The sequence below is a fragment of the Massilia luteola genome, from assembly GCF_034420155.1.
Taxonomy (GTDB): Bacteria; Pseudomonadota; Gammaproteobacteria; order Burkholderiales; family Burkholderiaceae_D; genus Telluria; species Telluria luteola.
Genome location: NZ_JAXOFN010000004.1, coordinates 1 through 23,780, shown reverse-complemented (window position 1 = coordinate 23,780; position 23,780 = coordinate 1). Strand labels below are relative to the sequence as shown.

At 64.4% G+C, this 23,780-nt stretch carries 29 protein-coding genes, 1 tRNA gene and 1 riboswitch; of the genes, 19 read left to right on the top strand and 11 right to left on the bottom strand.

Annotated elements, in window-relative coordinates:
* Position 1: 1 nt before the first annotated feature.
* From tssE to U9J41_RS06820, 10 genes are all read right to left on the bottom strand, one after another.
* The gene (tssE, locus tag U9J41_RS06865; RefSeq protein ID WP_322401145.1) at positions 2-682 is read right to left on the bottom strand and encodes a type VI secretion system baseplate subunit TssE; all 681 of its coding nucleotides are present in this window, start codon (positions 680-682) and stop codon (positions 2-4) included.
* A gap of 416 nt (positions 683-1,098) precedes the next feature.
* A tRNA-Lys gene (locus tag U9J41_RS06860) sits at positions 1,099-1,174 on the bottom strand.
* 46 nt (positions 1,175-1,220) lie between these two features.
* Positions 1,221-1,982: a tol-pal system protein YbgF gene (gene ybgF, locus U9J41_RS06855; RefSeq protein ID WP_322401142.1), complete on the bottom strand. Its 762-nt coding sequence runs from the start codon at positions 1,980-1,982 to the stop codon at positions 1,221-1,223.
* 124 nt (positions 1,983-2,106) lie between these two features.
* Positions 2,107-2,634: a peptidoglycan-associated lipoprotein Pal gene (gene pal / locus U9J41_RS06850; protein ID WP_322401140.1), complete on the bottom strand. Its 528-nt coding sequence runs from the start codon at positions 2,632-2,634 to the stop codon at positions 2,107-2,109.
* 24 nt (positions 2,635-2,658) lie between these two features.
* Positions 2,659-3,924, bottom strand: a complete 1,266-nt coding sequence (tolB, locus tag U9J41_RS06845; RefSeq protein ID WP_322401137.1) for a Tol-Pal system beta propeller repeat protein TolB — start codon at positions 3,922-3,924, stop codon at positions 2,659-2,661.
* Between the two features lie 30 nt (positions 3,925-3,954).
* Positions 3,955-4,938 (bottom strand): cell envelope integrity protein TolA, encoded by a 984-nt coding sequence (tolA, locus tag U9J41_RS06840; protein WP_322401135.1) that lies wholly within the window; start codon positions 4,936-4,938, stop codon positions 3,955-3,957.
* 10 nt (positions 4,939-4,948) lie between these two features.
* Entirely contained in the window at positions 4,949-5,377 is a 429-nt protein-coding gene (locus U9J41_RS06835) for a biopolymer transporter ExbD (protein ID WP_056447525.1), read from the bottom strand.
* A 20-nt stretch (positions 5,378-5,397) separates the two neighbouring features.
* Positions 5,398-6,081, bottom strand: a complete 684-nt coding sequence (gene tolQ / locus U9J41_RS06830) for a protein TolQ (protein ID WP_056447527.1) — start codon at positions 6,079-6,081, stop codon at positions 5,398-5,400.
* A 27-nt stretch (positions 6,082-6,108) separates the two neighbouring features.
* Entirely contained in the window at positions 6,109-6,513 is a 405-nt protein-coding gene (gene ybgC / locus U9J41_RS06825) for a tol-pal system-associated acyl-CoA thioesterase (protein ID WP_322401618.1), read from the bottom strand.
* A 346-nt stretch (positions 6,514-6,859) separates the two neighbouring features.
* Positions 6,860-7,609 carry an SDR family NAD(P)-dependent oxidoreductase gene (locus tag U9J41_RS06820; protein WP_322401133.1) on the bottom strand — a complete coding sequence of 250 codons (750 nt, stop codon included), beginning with the start codon at positions 7,607-7,609 and terminating at the stop codon, positions 6,860-6,862.
* Between the two features lie 144 nt (positions 7,610-7,753).
* Positions 7,754-7,889, top strand: a riboswitch (ZMP/ZTP riboswitch).
* 100 nt (positions 7,890-7,989) lie between these two features.
* Between U9J41_RS06820 and glyA the strand changes: the two genes are divergently transcribed.
* The 19 genes from glyA to U9J41_RS06725 all read left to right on the top strand — a co-directional run bounded on the left by glyA (position 7,990) and on the right by U9J41_RS06725 (position 23,407).
* Complete coding sequence (glyA, locus tag U9J41_RS06815; RefSeq protein ID WP_056447533.1) at positions 7,990-9,237, top strand: serine hydroxymethyltransferase; 1,248 nt, start codon at positions 7,990-7,992, stop codon at positions 9,235-9,237.
* Between the two features lie 70 nt (positions 9,238-9,307).
* Positions 9,308-9,766, top strand: a complete 459-nt coding sequence (gene nrdR, locus U9J41_RS06810) for a transcriptional regulator NrdR (RefSeq protein ID WP_322401131.1) — start codon at positions 9,308-9,310, stop codon at positions 9,764-9,766.
* Positions 9,767-9,893: 127 nt separating this feature from the next.
* Positions 9,894-10,448: a type IV pilus modification protein PilV gene (gene pilV, locus U9J41_RS06805; protein WP_322401129.1), complete on the top strand. Its 555-nt coding sequence runs from the start codon at positions 9,894-9,896 to the stop codon at positions 10,446-10,448.
* A gap of 8 nt (positions 10,449-10,456) precedes the next feature.
* Positions 10,457-11,353: a PilW family protein gene (locus tag U9J41_RS06800; protein ID WP_322401127.1), complete on the top strand. Its 897-nt coding sequence runs from the start codon at positions 10,457-10,459 to the stop codon at positions 11,351-11,353.
* 113 nt (positions 11,354-11,466) lie between these two features.
* Complete coding sequence (locus tag U9J41_RS06795) at positions 11,467-12,303, top strand: pilus assembly PilX family protein (RefSeq protein WP_322401123.1); 837 nt, start codon at positions 11,467-11,469, stop codon at positions 12,301-12,303.
* The gene (locus tag U9J41_RS06790; RefSeq protein WP_322401121.1) at positions 12,290-12,739 is read left to right on the top strand and encodes a type IV pilin protein; all 450 of its coding nucleotides are present in this window, start codon (positions 12,290-12,292) and stop codon (positions 12,737-12,739) included. The genes U9J41_RS06795 and U9J41_RS06790 overlap by 14 nt, the downstream gene beginning before the upstream one ends.
* The gene (locus U9J41_RS06785; protein WP_322401119.1) at positions 12,727-13,305 is read left to right on the top strand and encodes a GspH/FimT family pseudopilin; all 579 of its coding nucleotides are present in this window, start codon (positions 12,727-12,729) and stop codon (positions 13,303-13,305) included. Before U9J41_RS06790 ends, U9J41_RS06785 begins: the two co-directional genes overlap by 13 nt.
* Before the next feature lie 54 nt (positions 13,306-13,359).
* Entirely contained in the window at positions 13,360-14,478 is a 1,119-nt protein-coding gene (gene ribD, locus U9J41_RS06780; protein WP_322401117.1) for a bifunctional diaminohydroxyphosphoribosylaminopyrimidine deaminase/5-amino-6-(5-phosphoribosylamino)uracil reductase RibD, read from the top strand.
* 73 nt (positions 14,479-14,551) lie between these two features.
* A complete protein-coding gene (locus U9J41_RS06775) occupies positions 14,552-15,187 on the top strand; it encodes a riboflavin synthase (RefSeq protein WP_322401115.1) in 636 nt (211 codons plus the stop codon).
* 83 nt (positions 15,188-15,270) lie between these two features.
* Positions 15,271-16,530 carry a tyrosine-type recombinase/integrase gene (locus U9J41_RS06770; RefSeq protein ID WP_322401113.1) on the top strand — a complete coding sequence of 420 codons (1,260 nt, stop codon included), beginning with the start codon at positions 15,271-15,273 and terminating at the stop codon, positions 16,528-16,530.
* The gene (locus U9J41_RS06765) at positions 16,527-16,937 is read left to right on the top strand and encodes a helix-turn-helix transcriptional regulator (RefSeq protein WP_322401111.1); all 411 of its coding nucleotides are present in this window, start codon (positions 16,527-16,529) and stop codon (positions 16,935-16,937) included. Before U9J41_RS06770 ends, U9J41_RS06765 begins: the two co-directional genes overlap by 4 nt.
* 331 nt (positions 16,938-17,268) lie before the next feature.
* Positions 17,269-17,823 carry a PilW family protein gene (locus tag U9J41_RS06760; protein ID WP_322401125.1) on the top strand — a complete coding sequence of 185 codons (555 nt, stop codon included), beginning with the start codon at positions 17,269-17,271 and terminating at the stop codon, positions 17,821-17,823.
* A gap of 113 nt (positions 17,824-17,936) precedes the next feature.
* Positions 17,937-18,773, top strand: a complete 837-nt coding sequence (locus U9J41_RS06755) for a pilus assembly PilX family protein (RefSeq protein WP_322401123.1) — start codon at positions 17,937-17,939, stop codon at positions 18,771-18,773.
* Positions 18,760-19,209 carry a type IV pilin protein gene (locus U9J41_RS06750; RefSeq protein ID WP_322401121.1) on the top strand — a complete coding sequence of 150 codons (450 nt, stop codon included), beginning with the start codon at positions 18,760-18,762 and terminating at the stop codon, positions 19,207-19,209. The genes U9J41_RS06755 and U9J41_RS06750 overlap by 14 nt, the downstream gene beginning before the upstream one ends.
* Positions 19,197-19,775 (top strand): GspH/FimT family pseudopilin, encoded by a 579-nt coding sequence (locus U9J41_RS06745; RefSeq protein ID WP_322401119.1) that lies wholly within the window; start codon positions 19,197-19,199, stop codon positions 19,773-19,775. Before U9J41_RS06750 ends, U9J41_RS06745 begins: the two co-directional genes overlap by 13 nt.
* A 54-nt stretch (positions 19,776-19,829) precedes the next feature.
* Positions 19,830-20,948, top strand: coding sequence for a bifunctional diaminohydroxyphosphoribosylaminopyrimidine deaminase/5-amino-6-(5-phosphoribosylamino)uracil reductase RibD (gene ribD / locus U9J41_RS06740; protein WP_322401117.1), 1,119 nt, complete (start codon positions 19,830-19,832; stop codon positions 20,946-20,948).
* A 73-nt stretch (positions 20,949-21,021) separates the two neighbouring features.
* A complete protein-coding gene (locus U9J41_RS06735; protein ID WP_322401115.1) occupies positions 21,022-21,657 on the top strand; it encodes a riboflavin synthase in 636 nt (211 codons plus the stop codon).
* A gap of 83 nt (positions 21,658-21,740) precedes the next feature.
* The gene (locus U9J41_RS06730) at positions 21,741-23,000 is read left to right on the top strand and encodes a tyrosine-type recombinase/integrase (protein ID WP_322401113.1); all 1,260 of its coding nucleotides are present in this window, start codon (positions 21,741-21,743) and stop codon (positions 22,998-23,000) included.
* On the top strand, positions 22,997-23,407 hold the full coding sequence (locus tag U9J41_RS06725; protein ID WP_322401111.1) for a helix-turn-helix transcriptional regulator: 411 nt from the start codon (positions 22,997-22,999) through the stop codon (positions 23,405-23,407). Before U9J41_RS06730 ends, U9J41_RS06725 begins: the two co-directional genes overlap by 4 nt.
* Positions 23,408-23,543: 136 nt before the next feature.
* Here the strand turns inward: U9J41_RS06725 and U9J41_RS06720 are convergent.
* Positions 23,544-23,780 (bottom strand): transposase (locus U9J41_RS06720; RefSeq protein WP_322401109.1); only part of this gene is annotated, 237 nt, incomplete at its 5' end.

Below are 23,780 nucleotides of genomic sequence, written 5' to 3'. Positions count from 1 at the left end.
CCTAAAGAGCGCTGCGTGCGCGCTGAACCGAATTGCGCTGCAACGTCCCAGTGACCCTGTGCAGCCTTGGTTCGTGCCGCACGATCGTCAGCCGGACCGCGGTGCGGATCCGTTGCTGGTTCGTGTCGCCCGTCATGCGCGCGCCGGCGAAATCGATCGGGCCGTAATTCGCGATGGAGCCGCTGGCTTCGAGGTGTTCACCCAGTGCATGGGGACGAAGGTCAGAGCGCGTGTTGAGGCGTGCTTCCAGGTTGCGGGTGATGCTGTCGTGCCACTTGTCGGCCTTTTTGGGGCGCGCATGGAATTGACCTTGTGGCCCGTCGTCATCGTCATTCACATGGTCGAACAAGCCTGGCATGAAACTTTGCATGTTGTTTCCTTCGAGCCGCCTCGCAGCGGAAGAAGCGCCATTATTTCCTTCTGACAAAAAACAAAGTTGCGAACTATCAACAGACTTATTTCGGAGAAGAAGCGGTAAGGTTGATGCGCCGGATAACAAATTTTGTGCGATGCCAGCCGCGCTGTCGGAATCTGGACAATACAGATCCGGGTCGAAGAGAAAGCATTGACCATGGGCCGCAAAAATTCTGTGGTACGAAGGGCTGACGCCAGGAACGCGGCACATCCAGAGACAGGCCCCCTGCGACGGCACGCCGTTGCTCAGGATGGCATCCGCGCTCATTGCTGATGGCGTCGCCGGCGCATCGGCGAGACATCACGCGGTTTGCGATCGCGACAGGGCTTCGACAAGGTAACGTGATCAATCGTCGTTGGGAGCGGGGCGATCGCAAGCGTCGTACGGCCTGGATCGCGGCCGTTGCGGCAAAGGGCGGTGAGGATATCCGTTCGCTGGTCCGCCTGGCTGATCCAGAACGGCATGCCGCGTACGAGCCGCAGGAGATGGGCGGCTGGAAGTCGGCCGCGATGGTGCGGCGGTACGCGCACATGGCGCCGGCACATAGGGCGCGGAACACGGCCGTTGTGGGCAGATTGCTGCGCGTCACAAGTACGGCGCGGTAGGTAAAAGAGCGGACCGCCGTGGACACAAAAAAAGGCGTTACGATCACTCGTAACGCCTTGATTTGCTACTGCCAATTCTGGTAGGCCGTGCGGGGCTCGAACCTGCGACCAACGGATTAAAAGTCCGCTGCTCTACCAACTGAGCTAACGACCCGAAAGAAGCAAGATTATAGGCGCGAACCGCGGTCGTGTCAAACGACCTATCGCAGCGCTGCCAGCCTGTCCTTGGCCGCCTGCGCGGCCGCGGAGTCCGGGAACTTCGACACGAGCTGCTGCAAGGCCTTCTTGGCGTTCTTCTTGTCCTTGAGTTCGGTGTAGCTGGACGCGATGTTGAGCATGGCGTCCGGGGCCTTGGCGCTCGTGCCGTAGTTGGCGACGACGGCTTCCTGGGCGGCGATCGCGTTCTTGTAGTCGCGCTGGGCGTAATACGCGTTGCCGAGCCAGTACTGGGCGTTGGCGGCGTAGGCCGAGTCCGGGAAGCGGCGGACGAATTCCTGCAGGGCGCCGGCGGCGGCCTTGTAGTCGCCCGACTTGAACAGGTCCATCGCGGCGTCGTAGGATTTCTTTTCGGTCGGCAGCACTTCGGCGGTCTGGCCGTCGATGGTTTCCTGGTGCGGCTCGAGTTTCTTGACGCGCGCGTCGAGGTCGGCGTACAGGTCTTTCTGGTTCTTCTGGGCGGTGGCGAGTTCGTTGGCGAGGACTTCGACCTGGCCGCGCAGGCGCGAGATTTCCTGCATCGTCTGCTCGTGCTGGTTCAGCATGTCGACGCTGATCGATTTGTCGGCCTTGGTGTCGACGCGGGCATTGAGGTCGTGTGTCAGCGCGTCGACCTTGGCCCGCAGGTCCAGGATCGCCCGGCGCGCTTCGTCGTCGTCGAGCAGGCCGGCGTTCGCCTGCAGGGGCAGCCAGGCAGTCAGGGCGAGGGCGACGGCCGCGAGGCGGGACTTGGACAGTTTGATCATCTTTGACTCTTTCTAAACCGGTGAAAACTCGGGAATCCAAATGGAAACGGGGCGGGATGCAGTCTGCACCGCATCCCGCCCCGCTGTCAATGTACTGTACTAGACAGCCGCGACAGCGTCCCGCTTATTGATAGACGATGTCGGCGCGGCGGTTTTCAGCCCAGGCAGCTTCGTCGTGGCCGGTTGCTTTCGGCTTTTCCTTGCCCAGCGAAACAGCTTCCATCTGGCTGTCCGACACGCCCAGGGCAGCCATCGACTTGCGCACGGCTTCGGCACGCTTCTGGCCCAGGGCCAGGTTGTACTCGGTGCCGCCGCGTTCGTCGGTGTTGCCTTGGATCAGGACTTTACGCTGCTTGTTCTTGGTCAGGTAAGCCGAGTGGTTTTCGACGACCGGCTTGCCGTCGTCGCGGACGACGTAGCTGTCGAAGTCGAAGTATACGCTGCGGTTCGCCAGAACGCCTTTCGGGTCGTTCAGCGGATCGACATTGCCGGTCTCGACCGGACGGATTTCACGGGTGTCGGCAGCCGGCGGGGCTGCCTGGGCGACCGGCTTTTCTTCAACTTTCGGGGCTTCCTGCAGCTTGGTCGACGAGCATGCCGACAGCAGGGCCGCGGCAGCAACGATGAACGCTACACTTTTTGCATTACGCATGGTTTTTCTCCTGGTCAAAAAATTTTACTTCATAAACGGGCCCCAGCTGGGCTCCCGAATGTTTCCCGCTTGGGTGGTCAAGCGTTGCTTGACGCGCCCGTCGACCGACACCACGGCAAGCGCGGTACGGCCGCCACCCCTGGTCGCATACATGATGTATTTGCCGTTCGGCGAAAAACTCGGTTCGGTGGCCCCATCGGCCAAGCGCTGTTCCTGGCCGGAGGCCAGGTCCATCGCATACAGAGAAAAACCCCCATCGCGTTGCGAAATCCACGCCAGCGTCTTGCCGTCCGGGGATAAACGAGGGCTGATATTGTAGTTGCCATTGAACGTGACGCGGGTCGCCTGCCCGCCGTTCACGCTCATTTTGTAGATTTGCGGACCGCCGCTGCGGTCGCTGGTGAAATAAATGGTCTGGCCGTCGGCCGCGAAGCGCGGCTCGGTATCGATGCCGTTGCTGTTCGACACGCGGCGCAGGCCGCTGCCGTCGGCGTTCACGACCCAGACCTGCGTATTGCCGGTCTTCGACAGGGCGAGAGCCAGCTTCGTGCCGTCCGGCGACCAGGCCGGCGCCGAATTATTGCCCTTTTCGTTGGCGATGACGGTGCGCTGGCCCGTCACCAGGTTCTGCACGTAGATCACCGGCTTGCGCAGTTCGAACGACACGTAGGCGACCTTGGTGCCGTCCGGCGACCACGACGGCGAGATGATCGGCTCGCGGCCGTGGGCGGCGACCTGTTCGCCTTCGCCGTCCGCGTCGGCCACGACGAGCTTGTAGTCGTGCGCGGCCGGGTCCTGCTTGACGTAGGTGATGCGGGTCGAGAAGATGCCGCGCACGCCGGTCAGCTTTTCGTAGACGTCGTCGGCGATGCGGTGCGCCTCCAGGCGCGTATTGCGCGCGGTGACGGCATCCGACAGTTGCGACAACTGCGCCTGCTTGACGGTGTCGAGCAGCTTATAGCGCACCTGGAAGCGGCCGTCCGCGAGACGCTGCACCGAGCCCACGACGAGCGCGTCGGCACCGCTGGCCTTGAACGCGGCCAGGTCGATGTTGGCGGTATCGGAAATGGGCTGGTGCGCGTCGATGACCCTGAACACGCCGCTGCGCTCGAGGTCGGCGCGGACGATCGCGGAGACTTGTTGGGGCGCCACCGACTCATCGGCGAACGCCGCGACTGCGACCGGGATCTGGTTGCTGCCCACACCGGCGATTTCGACTTTCAGCTGGGCATGTGCGGCCACGCCCATCAGGAGGGAGGCCGAAAATAGCAGGGTATGTAGTTTCTTCATGTTTCTCTCAGCAATGGTTAAGGAACGCGATCACTGCAGGTCCTTCATATGGAACTCGATCACGAGGGAACGCTCTACCGTACCATCTTTCTTCTTTGGCAGTGGGGACGATTTGGTGATGCCTTTTTCGACCGCGTCGTCGAATGAAGGCACGCCACTGCTCTTGATCTTCCTGACCGAAATGATCTCGCCGGTCGGCAGCTGTTCGACGCGGAACGTCGCCGTCGGATTGCCCGGTTCTTCCAGGCTGCCGGCGTACGACGTGTTGCCCTTCACCTTGGCCGTGATGGCCGCGGAATAGCCCTTGTCGCTGCGCGGTGCCGTCGATTTCTCGGCCGTGCCGGTACTGGTCGGCGTGCCGGCCGCGCCCGTGATGCGGCGCATCTCGTCGGCACGGGCGGCATCCAGTTTCTTCTGTTCCGCGGCGGCCTTTTTCTTCTTGTCGGCTTCCTCTTTCTTTTTCTTTTCCGCTTCGTCTTTTTTCTTCTTCTCGGCTTCTTTCTTTTCAGCGTCGGCCTGTGCTTTCTTCTCGGCCTGCTCGCGTTCCTTCTTCTCGGCCAGCGCCTTCGCTTTCTTTTCGTCCGCGCGCTTTTGCTCCGCGAGTTCGCGCTCCTGGCGCTCGTCTTCGAGCTGCTTGCGTTTCAATTCTTCCTTGCGCTTCTTCTCGCGTTCGAGGGCGATGTCCGGCTGCTTCGGCTGCGGCTGTTCGACGGCGGGCGGCGGCTCCACGGCTTTCGGCGTGGGCTGGGGCGGCGGTGTTTCCGGTTCCGGCTCCGGTGCGGGAGGCGTGGGCGGCGGGGCTGCCGTCTGCGTCGTCACGTCCCAGATCTCCGCCTCGACGGCGACGGGCGCGTTGTTCTGCCAGTGGATGCCGATCCACAGGAAGGCCAGCAACAGGGCGTGCACGCCCACCGCCAGGCCGATGGCCGGCCAGCGGTTCGGTTCAGGCGGCACGTGATAAGGCGCGCCGTTGCCGTTGCCGTTGCCGATGCTGTTCTGCTTCGTCGCTGACATCAGTTCTTCTTCACTTCGTGGCCAGTCCGACGCGGGTGATGCCCATCTTCTTGGCTTCGGAAATCAGCTGGATCACGTCGTCGTATTTGCTGTCGCGGTCGCCGGCGATCAAGACCGGATAATCCGGATGCTCGGCGTGGATGTCGCGCAGGCGCGTGACGAGCGTCGAGCGGCTCGACACGTCTTCCAGCGGTTGCGGATTCTTGCCGGTGATGCCGATCTGCAGCTGGCCCTTGTCCTTGACCGCGATCTGGATATAGTCGTCCGGCGGCTGGGTGGAACGCTCGGCGCTGGGCAGCTTGATCTCGCTCGGGTTCTGCGTCGGCGGCACCGCCATGAAGATGATGAGCAGCACCAGCATCACGTCGATGTACGGCACGACGTTGATCTCGGACTTGAGCTTGCGCCGGTTGCCCCGCAGGCTGCTGTTGAAGGCCATGTCGACTCCTCTTGCGGCGATCAGCGCGACTGACGCTGCAGGATGTTCGAAAATTCCTCGACGAAGCTTTCGAAGCGGATCGCGAGGCGGTCGATGTCGTGGGTGAAGCGGTTGTACGCCACGACGGCCGGAATGGCCGCGAACAGGCCGATGGCGGTGGCGATCAGCGCTTCCGCGATGCCCGGCGCGACCGTGGCCAGCGTCGCCTGTTGCACGTTCGCCAGGCCGCGGAACGCGTTCATGATGCCCCACACGGTGCCCAGCAGGCCGATGTACGGCGAGACGGAGCCGACGGAGGCCAGGAAGTTCAGGTGCGTGTCCATCTGGTCCAGCTCGCGGTGGAAGGCGGCGCGCATCGCGCGGCGGGCGCCATCCAGCACGGCGCCCATGTCGAGCGCATCGCGCGATGCCTGCTTGCCCTTGATGAATTCGCCCATGCCCGCTTCGAAGATGCGGGCCAGCGGACCGCTCTGGTCGCGCTGGCTGCTGGCGCTCTGGTGCAGCGTGTGCAGGTTGCCGCCGGCCCAGAAGCTGCGCTCGAACTGCTCCGTCTGGCGGCGCGCGGCGCGGATCGCGAACAGTTTGCGGAAGATATACGTCCAGCTGGTAAGGGAAACCGCGAACAGCAGTGCCATGAGCAACTGCACCACCACGTGGGCGTGGCGGATCAGTTCAATGAATGAGAGGTCTTGGACTGCGTTCATTGGGTATATGTTTGGTCAAATGAATTGTCAGGCGGCACGCATTTTAGCAGCGGCGGGGGCGGGAAGGGAACGGGGGCGTAGCGTTGAGGCGTCCACGCAACCGACTTTCACGTCGGCGCTGGAGAGTAATGTATCGCCGCGCCAGGCATGCTGGGCGAATTGCACGGAGGCGCGGCCGAGCTTTTCCACGCTCAAGGTCAGCTTCACTTCATCGTCCAGGCGCGCGGACGCGAGATAATCGACGCTGGCGCTGCGCACGACGAAGATCGCGCCTTCCCGGTCGCGCAAGGTTTGCTGATCGATGCCGAGCGAACGCAGCCATTCGGTGCGCGCACGTTCGTAGAACTTCAGGTAATTGGCGTAGAACACGATGCCGCCGGCGTCCGTATCTTCGTAATAGACCCGAACCGTCCAGGTGAAAACTGAAGGCATTTCAGCTGCCATAAATGAAAATGGGAAACATTTTACGCCATTTTTACCCGCCATACGTGCGCCAGGATACATATACACGGGCATACGCGGCCGACGGTCCGGTGGCTGAGCCGTCGAAACAGGGTATGAGATACCAATGGCTCATGCCAAGCCGGCAACTGTAACACTTTTCCACTACGGATGGCGCCGCTGTTACAAAGAGAAAACAATTCGTTCGCCGGCCGGCCGATTGCCGCGATGTAAAGTCGACAAACCGGGTCAATTCGGGGTCAGAGCCCTTTTTTGGGCAATTGCCCAAAAAAGGGCTCTGACCCGGTTCCCCCTACCCCCGTTTCCGGCCCGGTTTTCAGTCCTGGTTACGCTTGATGGTGAGCGGACCGTAGCCCTGGCAGGTCGGCATCATTTCGATCTGGTTGATGTTGACGTGCGGCGGCAGGGAGGCGACCCAGTAGGCGGTCGCAGCGATGTCCTCGGCGGTCAGCGGCTGCGTGCCTTCGTAGACTTTCGCGGCGGCCGCGTCGTCTTTCAGGCGCACGTTCGAGAATTCCGTCCCGCCGCACAGGCCCGGCGCCAGGTTGGTGGCGCGCACGCCGGTGCCGACGAGGTCGGCGCGCAGGTTCAGCGTGAACTGCTCGACGAACGCCTTGGTGGCACCGTACACGTTCCCGCCAGGATAAGGCGTGCGCCCGGCAACGGAGCCGATGTTGATGACGAGGCCGCTGCCGCGCTCGACCATCGCCGGCAGCAGGGCGTGCGTCATCGTGACGAGGCCCTTGATGTTCGTGGCGATCATCGTTTCCCAGTCTTCCAGCGGCACTTCGTGCGCAGGCTTCGTGTTCAGCGCCAGGCCGGCATTGTTGATCAGCACGTCGATCTGGCGCCAGGACTGCGGCAGCATCGACAGCGCTTCTTCGATCGACGCCTTGTCGGTCACGTCCATCGCGATCGGCAGCGCCGATTCGCCCAGCTCCCTCGCCAGGGCATCGAGGCGCTCCTTGCGGCGCGCCGCCAGCACCACCTGGTGGCCGTTCTTGACGAAAGTGCGCGCCATGGCGGCGCCGAATCCGGCCGATGCGCCGGTGATGAAAACGATCATGATGGTTGCCTGGCAGGGTGGTAACTGCAGGATTGTAGCTGAAATGACCATACAGGGCAGCGGCCATCCCAGAGTTGCCAGGGCGCCATCGGTTTCCTTGCTTACCAGCCGCACAATCCCGTACAATCGGGAGTTCCATTTACATACATCTCACGTAACTGGCGAAAACCGTGCGCTGCCGTCCGATCAGGAGCGATCGGACTGCCGGTGCGTGGCGAAGGTGGGCACCCACCGGGGAACGTGAGATTTATTTCACTTGCCGTTCGCCTGGGCAGCCACCGACTGGTACGCGTCTGTATCGCGGCTGCCTTGCGTTCTCCGGCTCCCGCCCCATTTAGCGCCGACCGTTGCCTGGTTCTCTTATCGATTGGAGTTTTTTCATGTTTGCAAAAGATCATACGCTCGCCAAGGTTGACCCGGATCTGTGGGATGCGATTCAGAAGGAAAACAAGCGCCAGCAGGACCACATCGAGCTGATCGCATCCGAAAACTACACGTCGCCGGCCGTGATGCAGGCCCAGGGCTCGCAGCTGACCAACAAGTACGCCGAAGGCTATCCGGGCAAGCGCTACTACGGCGGCTGCGAATACGTCGACGTCGCCGAGCAACTGGCGATCGACCGCGTCAAGCAGCTGTTCGGCGCCGAAGCCGCGAACGTCCAGCCGAATTCGGGCTCGCAGGCAAACCAGGGCGTGTTCTTCGCGATGCTCAAGCCGGGCGACACGATCATGGGCATGTCGCTGGCCGAAGGCGGCCACCTGACCCACGGCATGGCGCTGAACATGTCGGGCAAGTGGTTCAACGTGATCTCCTACGGCCTGACCGAGCAGGAAGACATCGACTACGAGCAGATGGAGCGCCTGGCGCGCGAGCACAAGCCGAAACTGATCATCGCCGGCGCGTCCGCGTTCGCCCTGCGCATCGACTTCGAGCGCTTCGCCCGCATCGCCAAGGAAGTCGGCGCCTACTTCATGGTCGACATGGCCCACTACGCCGGCCTGATCGCCGCCGGCGAATACCCGAACCCGGTGCCGCACGCCGACTTCGTCACGTCGACGACGCACAAATCGCTGCGCGGCCCGCGCGGCGGCATCATCCTGATGAAGGCCGAGCACGAGAAGGCCATCAACTCGGCCATCTTCCCGGGCATCCAGGGCGGCCCGCTGATGCATGTGATCGCAGGCAAGGCGGTCGCCTTCAAGGAAGCGCTGACGCCTGAATTCAAGGCCTACCAGCAGCAGGTCGTCAAGAACGCCAAGGCACTGGCCGATACGCTGACCGCGCGCGGCCTGCGCATCGTGTCGGGCCGTACCGAGTCGCACGTGATGCTGGTCGACCTGCGTTCGAAGGGCCTGACCGGCAAGGAAGCGGAAGCCATCCTGGGCCAGGCGCACATGACCTGCAACAAGAACGGCATCCCGAACGACCCGCAGAAGCCGTTCGTGACGTCGGGCATCCGCCTGGGCAGCCCGGCGTTCACGACGCGCGGCTTCAAGGAAGAGGACGCCGTCAAGGTCGGCAACCTGATCGCCGACGTGCTGGACAACCCGCATGACGCCGCGACCATCGACCGCGTCAAGGCGGAAGTCAAGCAACTGACCGACAAATACCCGGTCTACGAAGCGTAAGTAAAACGGTCCCGGTACGCCCGCGCGGCGTGCCGGGATGTCCAGCAGTATTTCGAGCAGTAGCCGGCCCATGAAATGTCCGTTCTGTCAGCATGACGACACCCAGGTCCTCGATACCCGCGTATCCGAGGAAGGCGACGCCATCCGGCGCCGGCGCCGCTGCGCCCAATGCGACAAGCGCTTCACGACTTACGAACGCATCGAGCTGTCGATGCCGTTCATCGTCAAGAAGAACGGCAGCCGCACCGAATTCGAATCCTCCAAGCTGCGCGGCAGCCTCATGCTGGCGCTGCGCAAGCGCCCCGTGGCGGCCGAGGCGATCGACCGCGCCGTCGCGTCGATCGAAGAAAAACTCCTCACCAGCGGGCGGCGCGAAGTCGATACCGGCCATGTCGGCGAACTGGTGATGCAGGAACTCAAGCGCCTCGACAAGATCGCCTACATCCGCTTCGCGTCCGTCTACAAGAACTTCGAAGACCTGGCCGAGTTCCAGGAAGCGATTGCCGAAGTCGGCCAGCCGCGCAAATAATCGCGCAAACAAGCGCGTCCTTTTTCCCCGTTTTTAGTTGCATCCGCACGGTTGAGCCACCACACGGCTTGCCCGGGCTCGACTGTTACCTTTTCAGTTTCGAAAACGAAGAAGCTGGAGGCCGTCGATGCTGTCGGGTTCGTCATTGCGCGCACATGCCGGGTTCACGCTCGTCGAAGTGCTCGTCGCCCTGTTCGTGGTGGCGCTCGGCATTGCCGGCGCGGCCGCACTGCAGATGCTGGCGGTCCGCTCCGGACGCGACGCCGAGCACCTGGCCGACGCTGCCCGGCTGGCCCGGTCGCTCGCGGAGCGCATGCGCGCGAATCCCCACGCGCTGGCGCTGCCCGACGCCGACGATCCCTATCTCCAGCTCGATTACGACGCCGCGGGCGGCGCGCCGGCACCGTCGACGCAGTGCTATGCGGACACCGCATGCGATGCCGACGACCTGGCGCGCTTCGACCTGTTCGAGGTGTCCGCCGCCGTGGCGGCCGGCTTCCCCGGCGGCCGTATCCGCGTGTGTCGCGATGCCGGACCGCTTGGCGCGGCCGGGTTGCCGGCCTGGTCGTGTGACGATGACGCCGGGGCGCCGCTCGTCGTCAAGCTCGGCTGGCGCGCGCAGGGCGACGCGGCGACGGGCGCGCCCAAGCTGATGTTGCCGCTGGCGGGAGCGGCGCCGTGAGACGCCCCGTGAGACGCCTCGTCCGTCACGGCGGCATGACGCTGGCCGAGTTGATGGTGGCGCTGGCCATCGGCCTCGGTGTCGTGCTTGCGGCCGGACGCCTGCTCGTGTTGGCGAACGGCGCCTACGCGGCGCAGGTCGAATCGGCCGGCGTCGAGGATGGCGGGCGGTTCGCCATCGACCTCATCGGCCGCGCCGTGCGCCAGGCGGGCGCGTTCGACGTCGCGACGCTCGCCGATCCCGCGGCGGACGCGGCGTCGGCGCGCCTGGCCGGGCTGGACGCGCGCACGCTGTCCCGCACGACGCCGGGCATCGCCGATCCGCTCGCGGCCGCCGTCAACGGCAGCGACGTGCTGGCCGTCCGTTTTCCCGGCGCGGACGACGGCAGCGCCGTCGACTGCGCCGGCTTCCCCGCCGCCGCGGGCGAGGAGGGCTGGAGCATTTTCTATGTGGCCCGCAACAGCGAAGGCGAGGCCGAACTGCGCTGCAAATATCGCGGCGCCGCCGACTGGAGCGCGGACGCGCTGGTGACCGGCGTGGACGGCTTCCAGGTCCTGTACGGCATCGACACGGACGACCCGCCCGATGGCGTCGCCAACCGCTACGTGAACGCGGCCGCGGTCGGTGCGCTCGATGCCGGGCTGGGCGCGGCGGAGTTCAACCGCCGGACCCACTGGAAACGGATCGTCGCCGTACGCGTCGGCCTGCTGCTGCACGGGAGCCGGCCCACGCGCGTGGAGCCCGGCAGCGCGCGCCATGACCTGCTCGGCGCGGGCTATGCGGATGCCGCCGGCGGCGACGACCTGGGCAGTTCGCTGGACGAGGCCGGCATGACACCCGACCTGCGGCGGCGCGAGCGGCGGCTGTTCATGTTCACGGTCGCATTGCCGGCGCCGCCGTCATGAAGCCGGCGCACACGCAACGTCACGGTCGCGTTGTCCGCGCCGCGGTCGCGACGCCGTCACCCATGCAACGTCACGGTCGCGTTGTCCGCGCCGCGGTCGCGACGCCGTCGCCCATGCAATGTCACGGTCGCATTGCCCGCGCCGCGGTCATGACGCCGTCGCCCACGCCACGCGGGCTGGCCCTTGTCTGCGCGCTGATGCTGATGCTCGCGACGATGGTGATCGGCGTGGCCGTCGCGCGCGGCGCCTTCGTCCTCCTGGCCGCGGCGCACAACGAACGCGACCGCGACCTGGCGCAGGCCGCGGCCGAGGCGGCCCTGCGCGATGCCGAGCACGATATCGCCGGCACGGCCGATGCGCCGCCGGACCGCGCCGCCCATTTCGGGCCGGCAGGCGCCGCCGCCTTCGTCGACGGCTGCGGGCGCGGCGCGGACGATCTCGGCCTGTGCCTGGCCAGGGCGCCGCCCGCCTGGCAAACGCTCGACCTGGCGGCCGGGGACAATCCGGCGCTCGTGCCGTACGGCCACTTCACGGGGGCTGTGCTCGCGGTCGGCCGCGGCATGCTGCCGGCACGGCTGCCGGCCTACGTCATCGAGCGGATCGCGCCGCCCGGTGCCACGGCGCAGCAGGGCAGCTTTTACCGCATCACGGCGATCGGCTTCGGCACGCGGGCATCGACGCGGGTCGTGCTGCAGTCGCTGTACCGGTTGCCGCCGCCGGCGTCGGCCCCACCGGATGATGGCGATGGGCACGGCCACGGCCACACAGGCGGTGACGACGGCGCTAACGGAGATGGCAACGGAGATGGCAACGGAGACGGCAACGGAGACGATCACGGCAATGGCAACCATTCCCCAACCCGGCCGCCAGGGCGGCAACTCCCCGCCGGCCGGATCGGCTGGCGCGACATCGCGAACTGGGCCGAGCTGCATGCCCATGCCCGACCGTGACGGCGGCGGCTTCACCCTGGTCGAACTGATGATCGTCGTGGCCATCGTCGGCATCCTCGGCACGCTCGCGTATCCGACGTACGCCGGCTACATCGTGCGCACCCGGCGCACCGAGGGGCAGGTGGCGCTGATCGAGACCATGCAGCGACAGGAGCGTTACCACGTCCAGCACAATGCCTACGTCGAGTTCTCTGCCGACGAGCCCGGCACGGACGGCTTCACGTGGTGGTCGGGCGCCAACGCGTCCGCCAGCGCGTACGAACTGGATGCGCGCGCCTGCCCGGACCGGGACATCGCCGCGTGCGTCGAGGTCCGCGCCCGTCCCGGCACGGCCCGGGTGGATGCCCGCTTTCGCGATCCCGACTGCGGTGTGCTGACGCTGGACAGCAGCGGGCGCCAGGGCGCGCAAGGCACGGGCGCGCGATGCTGGCCGTGACGGCTGTGCGCCGGCCGGCGCGGCGGGCGTCCGGCGTGTCGCTGCCCGAGCTGTGCATCGTGCTGACGGTTGCCGCCATCTCGATGGCGATCGCCGCGCCCGACCTGCGCGACCTGGTTCGGTCCCAGCAACTGAAGGCGGCTGCCGGCGATTTGTTCGCGGCGATCGACCTCGCGCGGGCCCAGGCGCTCGCGCGCGGCCGGCAGGTCAGGCTGGTGCCCGTCGATCCGCGCGGTGCCGACTGGCGCCAGGGCTGGCGCGTCATCGACGACCGCGCCGGCGACGGCCAGCCGGGCGCGGACGAGCTGATCGCGGAGCACGGGCCGTTGGCCGCAGGCATCGCCATCGACTTCGCCTTCACGAATTTAGCACCGCCGTACTATATCGCCTACAATGGCGCGGGGCGCAGTTGCGCCGACGGCAACAGCGCTGCGGCGCGCTGGGGAACGGTGTCGCTGTTTCACGGCGGGCACATCCGCCGTATTAAAATCAATATGCTGGGCCGGGCGCGCGTCTGCGACCCGGCGCGCGACGCGGGTTGCGACGGCGCCCCGGCACCGTCCTGACGCCGCGCAGGCCTGGACGGGTGGCAAGACAACGTAGCGAGACCGGAAACAAGAGTGCAGATACAGAGCGATACCGACGGCATGGCGCTGGCCCTGGAATGGGCCGCGAAGGGCATGTACATCACCGCGCCCAACCCGCGCATCGGCTGCGTGATCGTGCGCGACGGCGTCGTCATCGGCGCCGGCCACACGCAGCTCGCGGGCCAGGACCACGCCGAGATCCAGGCCTTGCGCGATGCCCAGGCGCGCGGCAACGACGTGCGTGGCGCCACCGCCTACGTGACGCTGGAGCCGTGCAGCCACTACGGCCGCACGCCGCCGTGCTCGAACGCGCTGATCCAGGCGGGGCTTGGCCGGGTCGTCGCGGCCATGGTCGATCCGAACCCGCTCGTGGCCGGGCGCGGCATGGCGCAGCTGGAGGCGGCCGGGATCGAAGTCGGCGCGGGCCTGCTGGCCGGGCAGGCGTACGAATTGAACATCGGCTTCTTCACGCGCATGCGCCATGGCCGTCCGTGGGTGCGCCTCAAGACGGCGGCCAGCCTGGACGGCGTCACGGCACTGGAAAATGGCGAAAGCCAGTGGATCACGAGCAACGAGGCGCGCGCGGACGGTCATGCGTGGCGCGCGCGCGCGAGCGCGATCCTGACCGGCATCGGCACGATCAAGGTCGACAACCCGCAACTGACCGTGCGCGGCATCGACACGCCACTGCAGCCGCGCCGCGTGATCGTCGACAGCCGCCTCGACATCGGCATGGACGCGTGCATCCTGCAGGGCGCGTCGTGCTGGATCGTGGCCGCCGAGCCGCACCCCGAAAAGGAGGCGGCGCTGCAGGCGCTGGGACACGAGATCATCATGCTGCCGAACGCTTCCGGCAAGGTCGACCTGCCGGCGCTGATGCGCGAACTGGGGCGGCGCGAGATCAACGAGCTGCATGTCGAAGCCGGTTCCAAGCTGAACGCCTCGCTCGTGCGCGAAGGATGCGTGGACGAGTTGCTCGTCTACCTGGCGCCCAGCCTCGTCGGTCCGGGACAGGGGATGTTCGCGCTGGCGCCGCTGGCGCACCTGGCCGACAAGCTGCCGCTGCATTTCCGCGGCGTGGCCCAGGTCGGGCCGGACCTGCGCATCCTCGCGCGCTTCCGCCCGGATGAAGATCCGAATCGCCACGGATGAGACCGCAGCCGCCGGTCGCGGCGGCCCGACCCGATACAGTCAAAGCACAAAGTAAACGCAAAGGAAGAGACTTATGTTCACCGGAATCGTCGCTGCCGTCGGCAGCATCAAATCGGTCACACCGCTCGCCGACGGCGCGGATGCAGGCGTGCGCCTGGACATCGATGCGGGCGGCCTGCCGCTGGCGGACGTCGCGCTGGGCGACTCGATCGCCATCAACGGCGCCTGCATGACGGTCGTCGCCAAGACCGAGGCCGCGTTCGCCGTCGACGTCTCGCGCGAGAGCCTGAACCGCACCGTCGGCCTCGACCAGCCGGGCGAAGTGAACCTGGAAAAGGCGCTGACCCTGGCCGAGCGCCTGGGCGGCCACCTCGTCTCGGGCCACGTCGACGGCCTCGGCGAGGTGCACAGCTTCGAGCAGGTGGGCGAGTCGTGGAAACTCGTCGTCGACGCGCCCCGCGACCTGGGCAAATACCTGGCCTATAAAGGTTCCGTCGTCGTGAACGGCGTGTCGCTGACCGTCAACAGCGTCGAGGACCTCGATGGGGCGGGCACGCCGTGCTGCCGTTTCTCGATCAACCTGATCCCGCACACGATCGCCGTCACGACGCTGAAGCATCTGCGCGCCGGGGCCCGGGTCAACTTGGAAATCGACCTCATCGCGCGCTACGTCGAGCGGATGCTGTCAGCGTCTAAAGATGTAAAATAATTAGATTAATCAATGGGTTGTATTAATGTTGGACGTTGTTGGACATGTTGATCCATTGAAAGTATGACGGTATCATTGGCGGTATGAACATGCCAAGCCCAAAAAATACCGTCAAGCTGACAGAGCAGGCTATAAAAGCGATCCGCGTAACCGAAAAACCTCAAAAATTTTCTGACGAACGCGGGCTGTACCTCTACGTTACGCCAACTGGGCTGAAGTCTTGGCGTTATGACTACCGAGTGAACGGCAAGAGGGTTACCCTAACGTTCGGCCGATACCCAGACGTTACGCTGGCGATAGCGCGCAGGAAGCATTTGGAGGCTCGCACTGCTCTGGCGAGCGGTACGGACCCAGCCCAACAAAAAAAGATTCAAAAACTGGAACGTAGTATCGCTTTGAGCAACACCTTCGATGACGTTGCTAAAGCATGGTTTGGCGGGAAGGAAAAGCGGCGCTCGGCAGTGTGGAGGGATACACACGGCCTTTATCTACGTCGCGACCTTTCTCCGTTCATCGGCCGATTGCCTCTCGCTGATATCACTGGAGAGACAATGCTGGCAGTGCTGGAGAAAACACGAGAACGCTCTGGCCCGAAGACCGCAGATCGGGTCCGTCAAACTGCAGCGCAGGTCTTTGACTACGGAAAACGTAAGCTAAAGGTCAGTGTCAACATCGCGCGAGGACTAGCGGGGTGGACCGATGGAGAGATGCCTGCTAAGCAGCATCGTGCTTGGCTGAAGGCGTCTGAACTCGGGCCTTTTCTTGCAGCGCTTGACGCATATCCTGGTTACCTTACAACAAAGTTCGCTGCCCTCTTGCTTCTACTGACGTTCGTCCGAAAGAAGGAGCTCATCCATGCAAAATGGGTCGAGTTCGACATTGACGCTGAAATCTGGACAGTTCCGCCTGAGCGAATGAAGATGCCGACCGAAGAAAAAGGGCGTCGTCATGCAGGACATCACGTCCCTCTGAGTAAACAGGTAATTAAGATACTTCAAGAGTTACAGCCGCTTTGTTCGGGATCGGTGTACCTTTTTCCAAGCAATTCGAGTTTAGAGAAGCCCATGAGTCCGAGTACACTGAACATGATGCTCAAGCGTATGAACTATGACGGCATGCTAACCCCACACGGCATGCGCGCGACCGCGAGCACGATCCTAAATGAACTGGGCTTCCGCGGTGAACTTATCGAACGGCAGCTTTCTCATGTGGAGCGGAACGAGGTGCGCAGAGCATACAATCATGCAGAGTTCATTGAGGATCGACGCGCCATGATGCAGAGCTGGGCGGATTACATTGACGAGGTTCGAGCAAACAGTGCAATAGGGGTGGAGAAAACATGACAAGCGACATGTACCTCCGTATCAAGCAGGTAACCGCGCTCACTGGCCTCTCAAGAGCCACGATTTACAACATGATGGCAGCTGGCTCGTTCCCAATGAAGACGGCGCTCGGTGTTCGCGCAGTCGGGTGGCTGTCGTCCGAAATACAAGTTTGGATGGCTGAACGCAAACTGGTTGAGAAGCAGGGTAGGGAGGCCACCCCAGCCAAGCGAAGAGCTGCTACGCCACGACGTTTGCCAGAGGTCAGTCCTGTGCGCAGTACGCCGCCTTCTAAGGCCGAAAATGTCGGCTCGAAGATCCTTCATGGATGGGAAGACTCCGACGATACGGTACCTACACCTGCGGAGAAAGAGGCGATTCGCAACCGACTGCGGCTTCTCAACGCTAAGAAAAAATCTGCAGGGTAGTACTAGACAAGTTCCGATTAACAACACGTCTACGTTACCGAAAAGGCAAATTTTGGCTGCCACCACTGAGCCATAGGTCGGCGAGCATTCCGTTGGACAAGGGGGTGTACCAGATTCTGTGTAAACGAGTCTTTGTTTAAGTCTGCGGCACGCGGTCTTCAAACTGGATGGCGAAGCGGTTTAGCGCAGCTTTCCAGTCCCGTATCGGCATCGTCCACTTCTTGCTGCGGACGCGGCGTCGGCGCGCCTGGCCGGGCTGGACGCGCGCACGCTGTCCCGCACGACGCCGGGCATCGCCGATCCGCTCGCGGCCGCCGTCAACGGCAGCGACGTGCTGGCCGTCCGTTTTCCCGGCGCGGACGACGGCAGCGCCGTCGACTGCGCCGGCTTCCCCGCCGCCGCGGGCGAGGAGGGCTGGAGCATTTTCTATGTGGCCCGCAACAGCGAAGGCGAGGCCGAACTGCGCTGCAAATATCGCGGCGCCGCCGACTGGAGCGCGGACGCGCTGGTGACCGGCGTGGACGGCTTCCAGGTCCTGTACGGCATCGACACGGACGACCCGCCCGATGGCGTCGCCAACCGCTACGTGAACGCGGCCGCGGTCGGTGCGCTCGATGCCGGGCTGGGCGCGGCGGAGTTCAACCGCCGGACCCACTGGAAACGGATCGTCGCCGTACGCGTCGGCCTGCTGCTGCACGGGAGCCGGCCCACGCGCGTGGAGCCCGGCAGCGCGCGCCATGACCTGCTCGGCGCGGGCTATGCGGATGCCGCCGGCGGCGACGACCTGGGCAGTTCGCTGGACGAGGCCGGCATGACACCCGACCTGCGGCGGCGCGAGCGGCGGCTGTTCATGTTCACGGTCGCATTGCCGGCGCCGCCGTCATGAAGCCGGCGCACACGCAACGTCACGGTCGCGTTGTCCGCGCCGCGGTCGCGACGCCGTCACCCATGCAACGTCACGGTCGCGTTGTCCGCGCCGCGGTCGCGACGCCGTCGCCCATGCAATGTCACGGTCGCATTGCCCGCGCCGCGGTCATGACGCCGTCGCCCACGCCACGCGGGCTGGCCCTTGTCTGCGCGCTGATGCTGATGCTCGCGACGATGGTGATCGGCGTGGCCGTCGCGCGCGGCGCCTTCGTCCTCCTGGCCGCGGCGCACAACGAACGCGACCGCGACCTGGCGCAGGCCGCGGCCGAGGCGGCCCTGCGCGATGCCGAGCACGATATCGCCGGCACGGCCGATGCGCCGCCGGACCGCGCCGCCCATTTCGGGCCGGCAGGCGCCGCCGCCTTCGTCGACGGCTGCGGGCGCGGCGCGGACGATCTCGGCCTGTGCCTGGCCAGGGCGCCGCCCGCCTGGCAAACGCTCGACCTGGCGGCCGGGGACAATCCGGCGCTCGTGCCGTACGGCCACTTCACGGGGGCTGTGCTCGCGGTCGGCCGCGGCATGCTGCCGGCACGGCTGCCGGCCTACGTCATCGAGCGGATCGCGCCGCCCGGTGCCACGGCGCAGCAGGGCAGCTTTTACCGCATCACGGCGATCGGCTTCGGCACGCGGGCATCGACGCGGGTCGTGCTGCAGTCGCTGTACCGGTTGCCGCCGCCGGCGTCGGCCCCACCGGATGATGGCGATGGGCACGGCCACGGCCACACAGGCGGTGACGACGGCGCTAACGGAGATGGCAACGGAGATGGCAACGGAGACGGCAACGGAGACGATCACGGCAATGGCAACCATTCCCCAACCCGGCCGCCAGGGCGGCAACTCCCCGCCGGCCGGATCGGCTGGCGCGACATCGCGAACTGGGCCGAGCTGCATGCCCATGCCCGACCGTGACGGCGGCGGCTTCACCCTGGTCGAACTGATGATCGTCGTGGCCATCGTCGGCATCCTCGGCACGCTCGCGTATCCGACGTACGCCGGCTACATCGTGCGCACCCGGCGCACCGAGGGGCAGGTGGCGCTGATCGAGACCATGCAGCGACAGGAGCGTTACCACGTCCAGCACAATGCCTACGTCGAGTTCTCTGCCGACGAGCCCGGCACGGACGGCTTCACGTGGTGGTCGGGCGCCAACGCGTCCGCCAGCGCGTACGAACTGGATGCGCGCGCCTGCCCGGACCGGGACATCGCCGCGTGCGTCGAGGTCCGCGCCCGTCCCGGCACGGCCCGGGTGGATGCCCGCTTTCGCGATCCCGACTGCGGTGTGCTGACGCTGGACAGCAGCGGGCGCCAGGGCGCGCAAGGCACGGGCGCGCGATGCTGGCCGTGACGGCTGTGCGCCGGCCGGCGCGGCGGGCGTCCGGCGTGTCGCTGCCCGAGCTGTGCATCGTGCTGACGGTTGCCGCCATCTCGATGGCGATCGCCGCGCCCGACCTGCGCGACCTGGTTCGGTCCCAGCAACTGAAGGCGGCTGCCGGCGATTTGTTCGCGGCGATCGACCTCGCGCGGGCCCAGGCGCTCGCGCGCGGCCGGCAGGTCAGGCTGGTGCCCGTCGATCCGCGCGGTGCCGACTGGCGCCAGGGCTGGCGCGTCATCGACGACCGCGCCGGCGACGGCCAGCCGGGCGCGGACGAGCTGATCGCGGAGCACGGGCCGTTGGCCGCAGGCATCGCCATCGACTTCGCCTTCACGAATTTAGCACCGCCGTACTATATCGCCTACAATGGCGCGGGGCGCAGTTGCGCCGACGGCAACAGCGCTGCGGCGCGCTGGGGAACGGTGTCGCTGTTTCACGGCGGGCACATCCGCCGTATTAAAATCAATATGCTGGGCCGGGCGCGCGTCTGCGACCCGGCGCGCGACGCGGGTTGCGACGGCGCCCCGGCACCGTCCTGACGCCGCGCAGGCCTGGACGGGTGGCAAGACAACGTAGCGAGACCGGAAACAAGAGTGCAGATACAGAGCGATACCGACGGCATGGCGCTGGCCCTGGAATGGGCCGCGAAGGGCATGTACATCACCGCGCCCAACCCGCGCATCGGCTGCGTGATCGTGCGCGACGGCGTCGTCATCGGCGCCGGCCACACGCAGCTCGCGGGCCAGGACCACGCCGAGATCCAGGCCTTGCGCGATGCCCAGGCGCGCGGCAACGACGTGCGTGGCGCCACCGCCTACGTGACGCTGGAGCCGTGCAGCCACTACGGCCGCACGCCGCCGTGCTCGAACGCGCTGATCCAGGCGGGGCTTGGCCGGGTCGTCGCGGCCATGGTCGATCCGAACCCGCTCGTGGCCGGGCGCGGCATGGCGCAGCTGGAGGCGGCCGGGATCGAAGTCGGCGCGGGCCTGCTGGCCGGGCAGGCGTACGAATTGAACATCGGCTTCTTCACGCGCATGCGCCATGGCCGTCCGTGGGTGCGCCTCAAGACGGCGGCCAGCCTGGACGGCGTCACGGCACTGGAAAATGGCGAAAGCCAGTGGATCACGAGCAACGAGGCGCGCGCGGACGGTCATGCGTGGCGCGCGCGCGCGAGCGCGATCCTGACCGGCATCGGCACGATCAAGGTCGACAACCCGCAACTGACCGTGCGCGGCATCGACACGCCACTGCAGCCGCGCCGCGTGATCGTCGACAGCCGCCTCGACATCGGCATGGACGCGTGCATCCTGCAGGGCGCGTCGTGCTGGATCGTGGCCGCCGAGCCGCACCCCGAAAAGGAGGCGGCGCTGCAGGCGCTGGGACACGAGATCATCATGCTGCCGAACGCTTCCGGCAAGGTCGACCTGCCGGCGCTGATGCGCGAACTGGGGCGGCGCGAGATCAACGAGCTGCATGTCGAAGCCGGTTCCAAGCTGAACGCCTCGCTCGTGCGCGAAGGATGCGTGGACGAGTTGCTCGTCTACCTGGCGCCCAGCCTCGTCGGTCCGGGACAGGGGATGTTCGCGCTGGCGCCGCTGGCGCACCTGGCCGACAAGCTGCCGCTGCATTTCCGCGGCGTGGCCCAGGTCGGGCCGGACCTGCGCATCCTCGCGCGCTTCCGCCCGGATGAAGATCCGAATCGCCACGGATGAGACCGCAGCCGCCGGTCGCGGCGGCCCGACCCGATACAGTCAAAGCACAAAGTAAACGCAAAGGAAGAGACTTATGTTCACCGGAATCGTCGCTGCCGTCGGCAGCATCAAATCGGTCACACCGCTCGCCGACGGCGCGGATGCAGGCGTGCGCCTGGACATCGATGCGGGCGGCCTGCCGCTGGCGGACGTCGCGCTGGGCGACTCGATCGCCATCAACGGCGCCTGCATGACGGTCGTCGCCAAGACCGAGGCCGCGTTCGCCGTCGACGTCTCGCGCGAGAGCCTGAACCGCACCGTCGGCCTCGACCAGCCGGGCGAAGTGAACCTGGAAAAGGCGCTGACCCTGGCCGAGCGCCTGGGCGGCCACCTCGTCTCGGGCCACGTCGACGGCCTCGGCGAGGTGCACAGCTTCGAGCAGGTGGGCGAGTCGTGGAAACTCGTCGTCGACGCGCCCCGCGACCTGGGCAAATACCTGGCCTATAAAGGTTCCGTCGTCGTGAACGGCGTGTCGCTGACCGTCAACAGCGTCGAGGACCTCGATGGGGCGGGCACGCCGTGCTGCCGTTTCTCGATCAACCTGATCCCGCACACGATCGCCGTCACGACGCTGAAGCATCTGCGCGCCGGGGCCCGGGTCAACTTGGAAATCGACCTCATCGCGCGCTACGTCGAGCGGATGCTGTCAGCGTCTAAAGATGTAAAATAATTAGATTAATCAATGGGTTGTATTAATGTTGGACGTTGTTGGACATGTTGATCCATTGAAAGTATGACGGTATCATTGGCGGTATGAACATGCCAAGCCCAAAAAATACCGTCAAGCTGACAGAGCAGGCTATAAAAGCGATCCGCGTAACCGAAAAACCTCAAAAATTTTCTGACGAACGCGGGCTGTACCTCTACGTTACGCCAACTGGGCTGAAGTCTTGGCGTTATGACTACCGAGTGAACGGCAAGAGGGTTACCCTAACGTTCGGCCGATACCCAGACGTTACGCTGGCGATAGCGCGCAGGAAGCATTTGGAGGCTCGCACTGCTCTGGCGAGCGGTACGGACCCAGCCCAACAAAAAAAGATTCAAAAACTGGAACGTAGTATCGCTTTGAGCAACACCTTCGATGACGTTGCTAAAGCATGGTTTGGCGGGAAGGAAAAGCGGCGCTCGGCAGTGTGGAGGGATACACACGGCCTTTATCTACGTCGCGACCTTTCTCCGTTCATCGGCCGATTGCCTCTCGCTGATATCACTGGAGAGACAATGCTGGCAGTGCTGGAGAAAACACGAGAACGCTCTGGCCCGAAGACCGCAGATCGGGTCCGTCAAACTGCAGCGCAGGTCTTTGACTACGGAAAACGTAAGCTAAAGGTCAGTGTCAACATCGCGCGAGGACTAGCGGGGTGGACCGATGGAGAGATGCCTGCTAAGCAGCATCGTGCTTGGCTGAAGGCGTCTGAACTCGGGCCTTTTCTTGCAGCGCTTGACGCATATCCTGGTTACCTTACAACAAAGTTCGCTGCCCTCTTGCTTCTACTGACGTTCGTCCGAAAGAAGGAGCTCATCCATGCAAAATGGGTCGAGTTCGACATTGACGCTGAAATCTGGACAGTTCCGCCTGAGCGAATGAAGATGCCGACCGAAGAAAAAGGGCGTCGTCATGCAGGACATCACGTCCCTCTGAGTAAACAGGTAATTAAGATACTTCAAGAGTTACAGCCGCTTTGTTCGGGATCGGTGTACCTTTTTCCAAGCAATTCGAGTTTAGAGAAGCCCATGAGTCCGAGTACACTGAACATGATGCTCAAGCGTATGAACTATGACGGCATGCTAACCCCACACGGCATGCGCGCGACCGCGAGCACGATCCTAAATGAACTGGGCTTCCGCGGTGAACTTATCGAACGGCAGCTTTCTCATGTGGAGCGGAACGAGGTGCGCAGAGCATACAATCATGCAGAGTTCATTGAGGATCGACGCGCCATGATGCAGAGCTGGGCGGATTACATTGACGAGGTTCGAGCAAACAGTGCAATAGGGGTGGAGAAAACATGACAAGCGACATGTACCTCCGTATCAAGCAGGTAACCGCGCTCACTGGCCTCTCAAGAGCCACGATTTACAACATGATGGCAGCTGGCTCGTTCCCAATGAAGACGGCGCTCGGTGTTCGCGCAGTCGGGTGGCTGTCGTCCGAAATACAAGTTTGGATGGCTGAACGCAAACTGGTTGAGAAGCAGGGTAGGGAGGCCACCCCAGCCAAGCGAAGAGCTGCTACGCCACGACGTTTGCCAGAGGTCAGTCCTGTGCGCAGTACGCCGCCTTCTAAGGCCGAAAATGTCGGCTCGAAGATCCTTCATGGATGGGAAGACTCCGACGATACGGTACCTACACCTGCGGAGAAAGAGGCGATTCGCAACCGACTGCGGCTTCTCAACGCTAAGAAAAAATCTGCAGGGTAGTACTAGACAAGTTCCGATTAACAACACGTCTACGTTACCGAAAAGGCAAATTTTGGCTGCCACCACTGAGCCATAGGTCGGCGAGCATTCCGTTGGACAAGGGGGTGTACCAGATTCTGTGTAAACGAGTCTTTGTTTAAGTCTGCGGCACGCGGTCTTCAAACTGGATGGCGAAGCGGTTTAGCGCAGCTTTCCAGTCCCGTATCGGCATCGTCCACTTCTTGCTGATGTTGTTCAGGGCGAGATAAAACAGCTTGCTGACAGCTTCGTCGGTTGGAAAGGAACTGCGGGCCTTGGTCACTTTTCGCAGGCTCATGTTAATCGATTCAATAGCGTTCGTGGTGTATATCACCTTGCGGATTTCCGGCGGGTA